This is a genomic window from Pseudomonas sp. USHLN015, from assembly GCF_037153275.1.
Lineage (GTDB): Bacteria > Pseudomonadota > Gammaproteobacteria > Pseudomonadales > Pseudomonadaceae > Metapseudomonas > Metapseudomonas tohonis.
The window spans coordinates 314,701-328,269 of sequence record NZ_JBBCKP010000005.1 but is presented as its reverse complement, the minus strand read 5'-3'; the positions used below and the strand labels follow the sequence as shown (position 1 = coordinate 328,269).

Below are 13,569 nucleotides of genomic sequence, written 5' to 3'. Positions count from 1 at the left end.
CACTTATTCGAAGATAATTTCGTCAGATAACAATTTACTGAAAGAATATTCAATGACCCTGGATACTACCGATCTGCGCCTCCTCCTCTGCCTGCAGCAGAACGGACGCATCAGCAACCAGGAACTGGCGGAGAAGGTCGCGCTCTCGCCCTCCGCCTGCCTGCGTCGGCTACGCAACCTCGAAGACGGAGGGGTGATCCGCGGCTATCGACCGCTGCTGGATGCCGAGCGCATGGGAATCGAGCTGGACGCCCTGGTGCACATCTCCATGCGCCAGGACGAGGATGGCTGGCACGAGCGCTTCGTGGAGCAGGTGCAGAGCTGGCCCGAGGTGGTGAGCGCCTTCATCGTCACCGGCCACAGCAACTATGTGCTGCGGGTCCAGGCGCGCAACCTGAAACAGTTCTCCGATTTCATCGTCAATCGCCTGAATCGCGCCCGGGGCGTCACCGACATCCGCTCCGAGATCATCCTGCAGCAGATCAAGGATGGCGGCGGCGTGCTCGACCTGCTCGCCGCGCGAAAGTAGCGCGCACTCAACTCGCCAGGAAGGCCGCCACGGCATCCGCCGCTCCGTCCATGTGCTGCTCGTGGGTCAGTCCCGATGCCTTGAGTGGCTTGAGGTCATGATCGCCTGCGGCCAGCCAGTGCAGATGGATCGACGGGGATAACGCGTAGCCGGTGACGGCAGGGCGGTCGCCAAGGGCATCGCGCTCGCCCTGGACGACCAGGGTCGGGGTCTTCAGGTCGGCCAGGTGGGCGACCCGGGGCTTCTCCGGTTTACCGGCCGCATAGAAGGGATACCCCAGGCAGACCAGCGCATCCGCGCCCAGCTCGTCGGCCACCAGGCTGGCCATGCGACCGCCCATGGACTTGCCACCGATGGCCAATCGCCCCGTGACTTGCTGTCGCACCTCGGCATGCACGGCCCGCCAGTGATCGAGCAATTGCCCCTGCGGATTGGGCGGACGCCTGCGCCCGTCGTCGCGCCGTGCCGCCATGTAGGGGAACTCGAAGCGCACCACCGCCACGCCCCGCGTGGCGAGCTTCTGCGCCATTCCCTCCATGAACGCGCTGTCCATCGGCGCCCCGGCACCGTGGGCCAGTATCAGGGTGTTCTTCACAAGGCCTGAAGGCCTGGTCCACAGCAGCATCGGGAAATCTCCGGTGGGCGGCGTCTGTTGATCCAAATCAATAGCGCCAGTAAGGGCTTTCACCATGCTTCGCACGCAATTCCAAGAAACCGTGTACGGAAGCCCACAAACATGAACACAGCAGTCAGTACCGCCTACAACTACAAGGTGGTCCGCCAGTTCGCCATTATGACGGTGGTCTGGGGAATCGTCGGGATGGGGCTCGGCGTTCTCATAGCTGCCCAGCTAGCCTGGCCGGAGCTCAACTTCAACCTGCCCTGGACCAGCTTTGGCCGCTTGCGACCCTTGCACACCAACGCGGTGATCTTCGCGTTCGGTGGTTGCGCATTGTTCGCCACCTCCTACTACGCCGTCCAACGCACCTGCCAGACCCGCCTGGTCTCGGACAAGCTCGCCGCCTTCACCTTCTGGGGTTGGCAGCTGGTGATCGTCCTGGCCGCCGTGAGCCTGCCGCTGGGCTTCACCAGCTCCAAGGAATACGCCGAGCTGGAATGGCCGATCGACATCCTCATCACCATCGTCTGGGTCTGCTACGCCGCCGTGTTCTTCGGCACGGTGATGAAGCGCAAGACCAAGCACATCTACGTGGGCAACTGGTTCTTCGGTGGCTTCATCCTCACCGTGGCCATCCTCCATGTGATCAACAACCTGGAGATCCCGGTCACCCTGACCAAGTCCTACTCGCTCTACTCGGGCGCGACCGACGCGATGGTCCAGTGGTGGTACGGCCACAACGCCGTGGGCTTCTTCCTGACCGCCGGCTTCCTCGGGATGATGTACTACTTCGTGCCGAAGCAGGCCGGTCGCCCGGTCTACTCGTACCGCCTCTCCATCGTCCACTTCTGGGCGCTGATCGCGGTCTACATCTGGGCCGGCCCGCACCACCTGCACTACACCGCGCTGCCGGACTGGGCCCAGTCCCTGGGCATGGTGATGTCCCTGATCCTGCTGGCTCCGAGCTGGGGCGGCATGATCAACGGAATGATGACCCTGTCGGGTGCCTGGCATAAGCTGCGCGACGATCCGATCCTGCGCTTCCTGGTGGTCTCCCTCGCCTTCTACGGCATGTCCACCTTCGAAGGCCCGATGATGGCCATCAAGACGGTCAACGCCCTCTCCCACTACACCGACTGGACCATCGGCCACGTACACGCCGGGGCCCTCGGCTGGGTCGCCATGGTGTCCATCGGCTCGCTGTACCACCTGATCCCGAAAGTGTTCGGCCGCGAGCAGATGCACAGCGTCGGCCTGATCAACGCCCACTTCTGGCTGGCCACCATCGGCACCGTGCTCTACATCGCCTCGATGTGGGTCAACGGCATCGCCCAGGGCCTGATGTGGCGTGCGGTGAACGAGGACGGCACCCTGACCTACTCCTTCGTCGAGGCACTGGAAGCCAGCCACCCCGGCTTCGTGGTGCGCATGATCGGCGGCGCGATCTTCCTCAGCGGCATGCTCCTCATGGCCTACAACACCTGGCGCACCGTGAAGGCTGCCAAGCCGGCCGAATACGACGCCATCGCCCAGATCGCCTGAGGAATCGATAGATGAAAAAGCATGAAGTCATCGAGAAGAACGTCGGCCTGATGGCGTTGTTCATGATCCTGGCAGTCAGCATCGGCGGTCTGGTACAGATCGTCCCGCTGTTCTTCCAGGACGTGACCAACACCCCGGTCGAAGGCATGAAGCCCTACACCGCGCTGCAACTGGAAGGTCGCGACATCTACATCCGCGAAGGCTGCGTCGGCTGCCACTCGCAGATGATCCGTCCGTTCCGCGCCGAGACCGAGCGCTACGGCCACTACTCCGTAGCCGGGGAAAGCGTCTGGGACCACCCCTTCCTGTGGGGCTCCAAGCGTACCGGCCCGGACCTGGCCCGGGTTGGCGCCCGCTACTCGGACGACTGGCACCGCGCGCACCTCTACAACCCGCGCAACGTGGTACCGGAATCGAAGATGCCGGCCTACCCGTGGCTGGTGGAGAACAAGCTCGACGGCAAGGACACCGCCGCCAAGCTCAGCGCCATGAAGACCCTGGGCGTGCCCTACACCGATGAGGACATCGCCGGTGCCTCCGAGGCGGTCAAGGACAAGACCGAGATGGACGCCCTGGTCGCCTACCTGCAGGTGCTCGGCACCAGCCTGAAGAGCAAGAGGTAAGGCGCCATGGACGTTGGAATACTGCGCGGCCTCGGCACCTTGCTGGTGCTGGTCGCGATGATCGGGGTGTTCTGCTGGGCCTACAGCGGCCGGCGCAAGGCTGACTTCGAGCAAGCCTCGCTGCTGCCCTTCGGCGACGACGCCAAGCCCAGCCTGCAAGACCGGAACGTTTCTAGGAGCACACACGAATGACCACTTTCTGGAGCTGGTACATAACCCTGCTCACCCTCTTCACCCTGGTGGCGCTGCTCTGGCTGGTGTTCGCCACCCGCAAGGGCGAGGCCAAGGGCACGGTCGACAAGACCATGGGCCATGCCTTCGACGGTATCGAGGAGTACGACAACCCGCTGCCCAAATGGTGGTTCATGCTGTTCGTGGGCACCATCGTATTCGCCATCGGCTACATGGTGCTCTACCCCGGCCTGGGCAACTGGACCGGCCTGTTCCCCGGCTATGAAGGCGGCTGGACCCAGGAGAAACAGTGGCAGCGCGAGGTCGACAAGGCCAACGCCCAATACGGCCCGATCTTCGCCAAGTACTCCGCCATGCCGCTGGAGGCCGTGGCCCAGGATCCGCAAGCCCTGAAGATGGGCGGACGCCTGTTCGCCACCTACTGCTCCATCTGCCACGGTTCGGACGCCAAGGGCGCGGTCGGCTTCCCCAACCTGGCCGATAGCAGCTGGCGCTGGGGCGGCGACGCCGAAACCATCAAGGCCACCATCCTTCACGGTCGCATGGCTGCCATGCCGGCCTGGGGTGAAGTGCTGGGTGATGAAGGCGTGAAGAACGTCGCCGCCTACGTCCGCCAGGACCTGGCCGGCCTCAAGCTGCCGGAAGATGCGAAGGTCGATGTGGAAGCAGGCAAAGCCCTGTTCGCCACCACCTGCACCGCCTGTCACGGCCAGGAAGGCCACGGCACCGCAGCCATGGGCGCCCCGGACCTGACCCAGCCGGCCGCCTGGATCTACGGCTCCAGCCTGGCCCAGCTGCAACAGACCATCCGCTACGGCCGCAACGGCCAGATGCCTGCCCAGGAGCAATACCTTGGCCAGGACAAGGTGCACATCCTCGCCGCCTACGTGTACAGCCTGTCCCGCAAGGACGGGGAGAAAGTAGCCAGCGAGTGATCCGAACCGGCGACGCAAGGAGGCGTCGCCACACCGGCCGGACCGAAAGGTGCCGGACGGAGCCGCGCAAAGGCAGCCCAACGCAAGACGGGCAACACGGACACAAGGATGTGTCCACCCCTCAAGACCCCTCCCCACTCCCTCCTTATATATAGTGCGACCCAATGTCGCACCCATCCCGACCAGTAGCCTTCCCCCCCAAAGCCCATCGACTAAGCTGCTCGATAATCCTCACCCGTCATGAGGGCAAGGCGATTCCCCCTCCCGCCCCCGGCTCGGAGCACTGTCTCGGCCACCGGACGAACCGGCTGGAATCCTTGTCCAGAGGGCCCTGAAAGGGTGTTTGTGTCGGCATGTGTCGTTGCAATGACTACCCTCTTTCTCCATACTTGCGCCGCTTTTTTGTCCCCGAAAAACTCCATTAACCGTGGAACCCCTAGCATGAGCACAGCAATCAGTCAGACTGCTTATAACTATAAGGTGGTCCGCCAGTTCGCCGTTATGACGGTGATCTGGGGGGTCATTGGGATGGGTCTAGGCGTGTTCATCGCCGCACAACTCGTGTGGCCGGAACTCAACCTGAACCTTCCGTGGACCAGCTTCGGCCGTCTGCGCCCCCTGCATACCAACGCGGTGATCTTCGCCTTCGGTGGTTGCGCCCTGTTCGCCACGTCCTACTACGTGGTGCAACGTACCTGCCAGGCTCGCCTGATTTCCGATGGGCTGGCAGCCTTCACGTTCTGGGGCTGGCAAGCCGTGATCGTGCTGGCAGTGATCACACTGCCTCTGGGTTACACCTCCTCCAAGGAATACGCCGAACTCGAGTGGCCGATCGACATCCTCCTGGCGATCGTCTGGATCACTTACGCAATCGTATTCTTCGGTACCATCGTCAAGCGCAAGACCAAGCACATTTATGTGGGCAACTGGTTCTTCGGCGCCTTCATCCTGGTGACCGCACTGCTGCACATCGTCAACAGCATGGAAATCCCGGTCTACGCCTTCAAGTCGTACTCCGTATACTCCGGCGCGACCGACGCGATGATCCAGTGGTGGTACGGCCACAACGCCGTGGGCTTCTTCCTGACCACCGGCTTCCTCGGGATGATGTACTACTTCGTGCCGAAACAGGCCGAACGCCCCATCTATTCCTATCGCCTGTCCATCGTGCACTTCTGGGCGCTGATCACCCTGTACATCTGGGCCGGCCCGCACCACCTGCACTACACCGCGCTGCCGGACTGGGCCCAGTCCCTGGGCATGGCGATGTCGCTGATCCTGCTGGCTCCGAGCTGGGGCGGCATGATCAACGGCATGATGAGCCTGTCGGGCGCCTGGCATAAGCTGCGCAGCGACCCGATCCTGCGCTTCCTGGTGGTCTCCCTCGCCTTCTACGGCATGTCCACCTTCGAAGGCCCGATGATGGCCATCAAGACGGTCAACGCCCTCTCCCACTACACCGACTGGACCATCGGCCACGTACACGCCGGCGCCCTCGGCTGGGTAGCGATGATTTCCATCGGCTCGCTGTACCACCTGATCCCGAAAGTGTTCGGCCGCGAGCAGATGCACAGCGTCGGCCTGATCAACGCCCACTTCTGGCTGGCCACCGTCGGCACCGTTCTCTACATCGCCTCGATGTGGGTCAACGGCATCACCCAGGGCCTGATGTGGCGAGCTGTGAACGAAGACGGCACCCTGACCTACTCTTTCGTCGAAGCACTGGAAGCCAGCCACCCCGGCTTCATGGTCCGCGCACTCGGCGGCGCCTTCTTCGTCACCGGCATGCTGCTGATGGCCTATAACACCTGGCGCACCGTGCGTGCCGCCAAGCCGTCCGAATACGAAGCCGCCGCGCAGATCCCGCAAGGAGCTCACTAATAATGAAGTCGCATGAATTAGTTGAGAAGAACGTAGGTCTGCTGGCGCTGTTCATGGTCATCGCCGTGAGCATCGGTGGCCTGGTGCAGATCGTTCCGCTGTTCTTCCAGGACGTCACCAACACGCCGGTCGAAGGCATGAAGCCGCGCTCCGCGCTGGAACTGGAAGGCCGTGACATCTACATCCGCGAAGGCTGCGTCGGCTGCCACTCGCAGATGGTCCGCCCGTTCCGCGCCGAGACCGAGCGCTATGGCCACTACTCCGTCGCCGGCGAAAGCGTCTGGGACCACCCCTTCCTGTGGGGTTCCAAGCGTACCGGCCCGGACCTGGCCCGCGTAGGCGGCCGCTACTCCGATGACTGGCACCGCGCGCACCTCTACAACCCGCGCAACGTGGTGCCGGAATCGAAGATGCCGGCCTACCCGTGGCTGGTGGAGAACAAGCTCGATGGCAAGCACACCGCGGCCAAGATGGAAGCTCTCCGTACCGTAGGCGTGCCCTACACCGACGATGACATCGCCGGCGCCAAAGACGCAGTCAAGGGCAAGACCGAGATGGACGCACTGGTGGCGTTCCTTCAAGGCCTGGGCACTTCGATCAAGAACAAACGGTAAGCACGATGGATATCCAGACTGTCCGCGGACTGGGAACCATCCTGGTGTTCGTCGCCTTCATCGGCGTCGTGCTCTGGGCGTACAGCAGCAAGCGCAAGGGCAGCTTCGACGAAGCTGCCAACCTGCCCTTCGCCGACGACAAGCCAGCGAACACCAAGAGCGATGAAGAAGCTTCGAGGAGTAAGAGCGAATGACCACGTTCTGGAGTTGGTACGTAACCCTACTCACCAGCGCCACACTGGTGGCGCTGACCGTGCTGATCTTTGCCACCCGCAAAGGCCAGCGCCAGGAAAGCACCGAAGAAACCGTCGGCCACGCCTTCGACGGTATCGAGGAATATGACAACCCGCTGCCCAAGTGGTGGTTCATGCTGTTCGTCGGCACCCTGATCTTCGCCGTCGGCTACCTGGTCCTGTACCCGGGCATGGGCAACTGGAAAGGCATCTTCCCCGGCTACGGCGAAGTCACCGAGGGCAAGGCCTTCGCTGACGGCCAGCCCGGCTGGACCGGTGTCCACCAGTGGGAAAAGGAAATGGACAAGGCCGACAAGCAATACGGCCCGCTGTTCCAGAAGTACGCTGCCATGCCGATCGAGGAAGTGGCCAAGGACGAGAAAGCCCTGAAAATGGGTGGTCGCCTGTTCGCCTCCAACTGCTCGGTCTGCCACGGCTCCGACGCCAAGGGCTCCTACGGTTTCCCCAACCTGACCGACGCCGACTGGCGCTGGGGTGGCGAGCCCGAGACCATCAAGACCACCATCCTCGGCGGCCGCCACGGCATCATGCCCGCCTGGGGCGAAGTCATCGGCGAGCAAGGCGTACGTGACGTCGCCGCGTTCGTCCGCGTGACCCTGGATGGTCGTGACCTGCCGAAGGACGCCAACGCGAATCCGGAAGCCGGCAAGGCGATCTTCGCTGCCAACTGCGTGGCGTGCCACGGTCCGGAAGGCAAGGGCACCCCGGCGATGGGCGCTCCGAACCTGACCCACCCGGGCGCGTTCATCTACGGCAGCACCTTCGCCCAGCTGCAGCAGACCATCCGTTACGGCCGCCAGGGCACCATGCCGGCTCAGGAAGAACACCTGGGCAACGACAAGGTCCACCTGCTCGCCGCTTACGTCTACAGTCTGTCGCACAAGAACGCCGCAGAAACCGAAAGCAAGTAACGCAAAGCCTGCCATGCGCGACGCACTGTCGCACATGGCAGGCCGCCATCGGGCGTACCATATGCGGCAGGCAACAAGATCCCGTTCGGCAAGCATCGATCGGGGCAAGCCCCAACCGCCGTGGTATGAGTAGATGAGCGAACAGATCCCCGTCCAGAACATTACCCCTCCCCCGGCCAAGAGCGGTGCAAGCGCCGACCTCTACGCCAGCCGTGAAAAGATCTACACCCGCGCCTTCACCGGCATCTTCCGCAACCTGCGCATGGCAGGCGGCGCGCTGCTCTTCCTGCTTTATTTCGGCACCGTCTGGCTGAGCTGGAACGATCGCCAGGCCGTCTGGTGGAACCTTCCCGAGCGCAAGTTCTACATCTTCGGCGCCACCTTCTGGCCCCAGGACTTCGTCCTCCTGTCCTGGCTGCTGATCATCTGCGCCTTCGGCCTGTTCCTCATCACCGTCTTCGCCGGTCGCGTCTGGTGCGGCTACACCTGCCCACAGAGCGTCTGGACCTGGATCTTCATGTGGTGCGAAAAGGTCACCGAGGGCGACCGCAACCAGCGCATGAAGCTGGACAAGGCCCCCATGAGCGGCTCCAAGCTCATGCGCAAGTCGGCCAAGCACAGCCTCTGGCTGCTGATCGGCTTCGTCACCGGCGTCACCTTCGTCGGCTACTTCACCCCCATCCGTGAACTGGTATTCGACCTCTTCACCGGCAATGCCGATGGCTGGGCCTATTTCTGGGTCGGCTTCTTCACCCTCGCCACCTACGGCAACGCCGGCTGGCTGCGCGAGCAGGTGTGCATCTACATGTGCCCATACGCTCGCTTCCAGAGCGTGATGTTCGACAAGGACACCCTGATCGTCTCCTACGATCCGCGTCGCGGCGAGTCCCGTGGCCCGCGCAAGAAGAACGTCGACTACAAGGCCCAGGGCCTCGGCGACTGCATCGACTGCACCATGTGCGTCCAGGTTTGCCCGACCGGCATCGACATCCGCGACGGCCTGCAGATCGAGTGCATCGGCTGCGCCGCCTGTATCGACGCCTGCGACAGCATCATGGAGAAGATGAACTATCCCAAGGGCCTGATCAGCTACACGACTGAACACAACCTGAACGGGCAGCAGACCACCCTCCTGCGCCCGCGGCTGATCGGGTACGCTGCCGCTCTCGTCGCGATGATCGGCCTGTTCGGCTACGCCGTGGCCGCCCGCTCGCTGGTGGAACTGGACGTGATCAAGGATCGCGTGCTGTATCGCGAGAACGAGCAGGGCCGCATCGAGAACGTCTACACCCTGAAGGTCATGAACAAGTCCCAGAAGGACCAGGTCTTCGTGATCGAAGCCGATGGCCTCGACGGCCTCGTCTACGAGGGCAAGAGCCAGGTCATGACGGAAGCTGGCGAGGTGCTGTCGGTACCGGTGGAGCTGTCCATCGACCCCGAGAAGCTGCCCTCCAGCACCAACACCATCGTCTTCCGGGTCCGCTCGGCCGACGATCCCGGCATCACCACCGACGCTGACAGCCGCTTCATCGGCCCCAGCGTCCGCTGAAAAACGAGATCCCCATGCAGTCCGAATCTCCCGCAAGCCCCTGGTACAAGCAACCCTGGCCCTGGTTCATCCTCGGCCTCCTCGGCACCTCCGTTGTGCTGGGCACCTCGATGCTGGTGATCGCCATCAAGAACCCGCCGAGCCTGGTGGTCGACAACTACTACGACGTCGGCAAGGGCATCAACACCTCGCTCGAGCGCGAGGAACTGGCCAAGCGCCTGGGCATGAAGGCCCAGGTGCGCCTGGACGACCAGAGCGGCGTGGTCCAGGTCACCCTGACCGGCAACAGCCACCCGCAGCAGCTGGTGCTCAGCCTGCTCTCCCCCACCCAGCAGGAAAAGGACCGCCGCGTCGTCCTGCAGCCACAATCCGGCGACCTCTACAGCGGCCACCTGGAAGACTCGGTCAGCGGCCGCCGCTTCGTCGAACTCATCGGCCAGGAAGATGGCCAGGACTGGCGCCTGTTCGAGGAGGAAACCCTCGAGAACGGCAGCGTGACCCTGCTGGGCGAATAAGCACGCCCCATGTCCGCCCCCCTCTCCTGCTACCACTGCGGCCTGCCGGTGCCTGCCGGCAGCCCTTACGAGGCCCGCGTTCTCGGTGAGACGCGGGCCATGTGCTGTCCGGGTTGCCAGGCGGTGGCCGAGGCCATCGTCGCCGGCGGCCTGGAAAGCTACTACCGCCACCGCAGCGAGACCGCCGCCAACCCCGATGCCCTGCCCAGCGTGCTTCCCGATGAACTGGCCCTGTTCGATCGTGAAGACGTGCAGCGCCCCTTCGTCCAGCACCAGGGCGAACTCAGCGAAACCAGCCTGCTGATCGAAGGCATCAGCTGCGCCGCCTGCGGCTGGCTGATCGAGAAGCACCTGCGCACCCTGCCCGGGGTGGACGAAGCGCGCCTCAACCTGTCCAACCATCGCCTGCAGGTGCGCTGGTCCGATAGCCAGCTGCCCCTCAGCGAGCTGCTCAGGGAACTGCGCCGCATCGGCTACGCCGGCCACCCCTACAAGGCCGATGACGCCGCCGAGCGCCTCGCTGCCGAGAACAAGCGTGCCATGCGCCAGCTCGGCGTCGCCGGCCTGCTGTGGATGCAGGTGATGATGGCCGCCATGGCCACCTGGCCCGAATTCAACATCGACCTGAGCCCGGAACTGGACAAGATCCTGCGCTGGGTCAGCCTGTTCCTCACCACCCCCATCGTCTTCTACTGCTGCGGCCAGTTCTTCCGAGGTGCCCTGCGTGACCTGCGCACCCGCCACCTGAGCATGGACGTCTCGGTATCCCTGGCCATCGGCGGTGCCTACGTCGCGGGCATCTGGTCCACCGTCACCGGCATCGGCGAACTGTATTTCGACGCCGTCGGCATGTTCGCGTTGTTCCTCCTCGCCGGCCGATACCTGGAGCGGCGCGCCCGCGAACGCACCGCAGCGGCCACCGCGCAACTGGTCAACCTGCTTCCCGCGTCCTGCCTGCGCCTGGACGACAGCGGCCAAAGCCTGCGCATCCTCCTCGGCGAGCTGGCCGTGGGCGACCGCGTCCTGGTGCCGCCGGGCGCCCTGATGCCCGCCGACGGCCTGATCCTCGAAGGCCAGTCCAGCGTCGACGAATCCCTGCTCACCGGCGAGTACCTGCCCCTGCTTCGCGGCCGTGGCGACACCGTCACCGCCGGCACGCTCAACGTCGAAGGCCCCCTGACACTGGAAGTCCAGGCGCTCGGCGACCAGACCCGTCTCTCCGCCATCGTGCGATTGCTGGAACGCGCCCAGGCGGACAAGCCCCGCCTCGCCGAACTGGCCGACAAGGTCGCGCAATGGTTCCTGATCATCGTCCTGCTGGCGGCCGCCATCGTCGGCATCGCCTGGTGGCAGATCGACCCGTCTCGGGCCTTCTGGATCGTCCTCTCGCTGTTGGTCGCCACCTGCCCCTGCGCGCTCGCGCTGGCGACGCCCACCGCACTGACCACCGCCACCGGCAGCCTGCACAAGCTGGGCCTGCTGCTGACCCGCGGCCATGTGCTGGAAGGGCTGAACCAGATCGACACGGTGATCTTCGACAAGACCGGCACCCTCACCGAGGGGCGCCTCACCCTCAGCGCCATCCACCCCCTGGGCGCGCTCGACAACGACACCTGCCTGGCCCTGGCTGCGGCCCTGGAGAACCGCTCGGAGCACCCCATCGCCCGCGCCTTCGGTCGTGCCCCTCGCCCTGCCGAGCAGGTGGAGAATGTCCCCGGCAAGGGGCTCGAAGGTCGGGTGGACGGGCGTCGTTTGCGCATCGGCCAGGCCGACTTCGTCGCCGAGCTGGGTGACTGGCCGGCGCCGCAGATTCCCGGCACCAACGGCCAATGGCTGCTGCTCGGCGACGAGCACGGCCCGCTGGCCTGGCTGGTACTGGACGACCGCCTGCGCGAAGACGCACCGCTGCTGCTCGACGCCTGCCGTGCCCGTGGCTGGCAGGTGATGCTGCTGTCCGGCGACAGCTCGCCGATGGTCGGCGAGATCGCCTGCCGCCTCGGCATAGACGACGCCCGTGGCGGCCTCAGCCCCGACGCCAAGCTCGACGTGTTGCGCGAGCTGCACCAACAGGGCCGCCGCGTGCTGATGCTGGGCGACGGCGTCAACGACGTTCCCGTGCTCGCGGGCGCCGACATCAGCGTCGCCATGGGCAGCGCCACCGACCTGGCCAAGACCAGCGCCGATGCGGTGCTCCTCTCCAACCGCCTGGAGAGCCTGGTCCAGGCCATCACGGTGGCCAGCCGCACGCGCCGCATCATCATCCAGAACCTGGCCTGGGCGACCCTGTACAATGGCCTGGTCCTGCCCTTCGCGGCGCTGGGCTGGGTCACCCCGGTCTGGGCCGCATTCGGCATGTCGGTCAGCTCGCTGCTGGTGGTGGTCAACGCCCTGCGACTGGCCAGAAGCTAGAGACCGGCGGGGGAGCTCCCCCACCGGCCTTCCGCCAGGTTCCCAAACGAGATTCCCCCGATGCCCGCGCTATACATCCTGATCCCCGTCGCCATCGGCCTGGTCGGCTTCGCCATCTGGCTATTCTTCTGGGCCGTGGACAGCGGCCAGTACGACGACCTCGACGGCCCGGCCCACAGCATCCTCTTCGACGACGAGGACCCGGGCCACACGGGCGGGATCGCCGAAGCCGACAAGGTCGATGGGGATGGCGAGCGAGCAGACGAACCCGAGGACAAGCGCGGTGCTTGAACTGGCGCCCCTGCTGGTCTCGGCGATGATCCTCGGCCTGCTCGGCGGTGGTCACTGCATCGGCATGTGCGGCGGCCTGATGGGCGCCCTGACCCTGGCCATCCCGCCCGAGCAGCGCGCCCGGCGCTTCCGCCTGCTGCTGGCCTACAACCTCGGCCGCATCCTCAGCTACACCGCTGCCGGCCTGCTCATCGGCCTGGCCGGCTGGGCCGTGGCCAGCGGTCCGGCCGCGATGGTCCTGCGGGTGATCGCCGCGCTGCTATTGATCGCCATGGGCCTCTACCTCGCCGGCTGGTGGAGCGGCCTGACCCGCATCGAAGCCTTGGGGCGCGGCCTCTGGCGCCATATCCAGCCGGTGGCGGGCAAGCTGCTGCCGGTCTCCAGCCTGCCCCGTGCGTTGCTTCTCGGCGCCCTCTGGGGCTGGCTTCCCTGCGGCCTGGTCTACAGCACCCTGCTGTGGGCCGCCAGCCAGGGCTCGGCCAGCGAAAGCGCCTTGCTGATGCTGGCGTTCGGTCTCGGCACCTGGCCGGTGCTGCTGGCCACCGGGCTCGCCGCCGAACGCCTCACCGCCCTGCTGCGCAAGCGCGGCATCCGCATCGCCGGCGGCGTGCTGGTGATCCTCTTCGGCATCTGGACGCTGCCCGGCCCGCACCAGCACTGGCTGATGGGGCACTGACAACGCAGCCAGCTGGAAGCTGGAAAGCC

The 13,569-nt window shown here is 64.9% G+C and carries 15 protein-coding genes; 14 read left to right on the top strand and 1 reads right to left on the bottom strand.

Annotation, left to right across the window (positions count from 1 at the left end; all coding sequences use genetic code 11):
• The first annotated feature begins 52 nt into the window (after positions 1-52).
• Positions 53-529 carry an Lrp/AsnC family transcriptional regulator gene (locus WFQ67_RS12510; RefSeq protein ID WP_337057039.1) on the top strand — a complete coding sequence of 159 codons (477 nt, stop codon included), beginning with the start codon at positions 53-55 and terminating at the stop codon, positions 527-529.
• Between the two features lie 7 nt (positions 530-536).
• Here WFQ67_RS12510 and WFQ67_RS12505 read toward each other — a convergent pair whose 3' ends face one another.
• Positions 537-1,154 carry an alpha/beta family hydrolase gene (locus tag WFQ67_RS12505; protein ID WP_213625328.1) on the bottom strand — a complete coding sequence of 206 codons (618 nt, stop codon included), beginning with the start codon at positions 1,152-1,154 and terminating at the stop codon, positions 537-539.
• Between the two features lie 111 nt (positions 1,155-1,265).
• Here WFQ67_RS12505 and ccoN (WFQ67_RS12500) point away from each other — a divergent pair, with 111 nt between their 5' ends.
• From ccoN (WFQ67_RS12500) to WFQ67_RS12440, 13 genes are all read left to right on the top strand, one after another.
• On the top strand, positions 1,266-2,690 hold the full coding sequence (gene ccoN / locus WFQ67_RS12500; RefSeq protein ID WP_111260392.1) for a cytochrome-c oxidase, cbb3-type subunit I: 1,425 nt from the start codon (positions 1,266-1,268) through the stop codon (positions 2,688-2,690).
• 11 nt (positions 2,691-2,701) lie between these two features.
• Positions 2,702-3,313 carry a cytochrome-c oxidase, cbb3-type subunit II gene (gene ccoO / locus WFQ67_RS12495; RefSeq protein ID WP_173178255.1) on the top strand — a complete coding sequence of 204 codons (612 nt, stop codon included), beginning with the start codon at positions 2,702-2,704 and terminating at the stop codon, positions 3,311-3,313.
• A 6-nt stretch (positions 3,314-3,319) separates the two neighbouring features.
• Positions 3,320-3,505 (top strand): cbb3-type cytochrome oxidase subunit 3, encoded by a 186-nt coding sequence (locus tag WFQ67_RS12490; RefSeq protein ID WP_111260393.1) that lies wholly within the window; start codon positions 3,320-3,322, stop codon positions 3,503-3,505.
• Positions 3,502-4,440 carry a cytochrome-c oxidase, cbb3-type subunit III gene (gene ccoP, locus WFQ67_RS12485; protein WP_213625329.1) on the top strand — a complete coding sequence of 313 codons (939 nt, stop codon included), beginning with the start codon at positions 3,502-3,504 and terminating at the stop codon, positions 4,438-4,440. The genes WFQ67_RS12490 and ccoP (WFQ67_RS12485) overlap by 4 nt, the downstream gene beginning before the upstream one ends.
• Before the next feature lie 441 nt (positions 4,441-4,881).
• Positions 4,882-6,321: a cytochrome-c oxidase, cbb3-type subunit I gene (gene ccoN / locus WFQ67_RS12480; protein ID WP_213625330.1), complete on the top strand. Its 1,440-nt coding sequence runs from the start codon at positions 4,882-4,884 to the stop codon at positions 6,319-6,321.
• Between the two features lie 2 nt (positions 6,322-6,323).
• The gene (ccoO, locus tag WFQ67_RS12475) at positions 6,324-6,935 is read left to right on the top strand and encodes a cytochrome-c oxidase, cbb3-type subunit II (RefSeq protein WP_111260396.1); all 612 of its coding nucleotides are present in this window, start codon (positions 6,324-6,326) and stop codon (positions 6,933-6,935) included.
• Between the two features lie 5 nt (positions 6,936-6,940).
• Positions 6,941-7,129: a cbb3-type cytochrome oxidase subunit 3 gene (locus WFQ67_RS12470; RefSeq protein WP_111260397.1), complete on the top strand. Its 189-nt coding sequence runs from the start codon at positions 6,941-6,943 to the stop codon at positions 7,127-7,129.
• Positions 7,126-8,100, top strand: a complete 975-nt coding sequence (gene ccoP, locus WFQ67_RS12465) for a cytochrome-c oxidase, cbb3-type subunit III (RefSeq protein WP_263150091.1) — start codon at positions 7,126-7,128, stop codon at positions 8,098-8,100. Before WFQ67_RS12470 ends, ccoP (WFQ67_RS12465) begins: the two co-directional genes overlap by 4 nt.
• Positions 8,101-8,233: 133 nt before the next feature.
• Positions 8,234-9,649 (top strand): cytochrome c oxidase accessory protein CcoG, encoded by a 1,416-nt coding sequence (ccoG, locus tag WFQ67_RS12460; protein WP_173178259.1) that lies wholly within the window; start codon positions 8,234-8,236, stop codon positions 9,647-9,649.
• Between the two features lie 14 nt (positions 9,650-9,663).
• Positions 9,664-10,164, top strand: a complete 501-nt coding sequence (locus tag WFQ67_RS12455; RefSeq protein WP_173178260.1) for a FixH family protein — start codon at positions 9,664-9,666, stop codon at positions 10,162-10,164.
• A 9-nt stretch (positions 10,165-10,173) separates the two neighbouring features.
• Positions 10,174-12,573, top strand: coding sequence for a heavy metal translocating P-type ATPase (locus tag WFQ67_RS12450; RefSeq protein WP_337057038.1), 2,400 nt, complete (start codon positions 10,174-10,176; stop codon positions 12,571-12,573).
• A gap of 60 nt (positions 12,574-12,633) precedes the next feature.
• Positions 12,634-12,864 carry a cbb3-type cytochrome oxidase assembly protein CcoS gene (gene ccoS, locus WFQ67_RS12445; protein WP_173178262.1) on the top strand — a complete coding sequence of 77 codons (231 nt, stop codon included), beginning with the start codon at positions 12,634-12,636 and terminating at the stop codon, positions 12,862-12,864.
• Positions 12,857-13,540 (top strand): sulfite exporter TauE/SafE family protein, encoded by a 684-nt coding sequence (locus tag WFQ67_RS12440; protein WP_337057036.1) that lies wholly within the window; start codon positions 12,857-12,859, stop codon positions 13,538-13,540. The genes ccoS and WFQ67_RS12440 overlap by 8 nt, the downstream gene beginning before the upstream one ends.
• Positions 13,541-13,569: the final 29 nt, after the last annotated feature.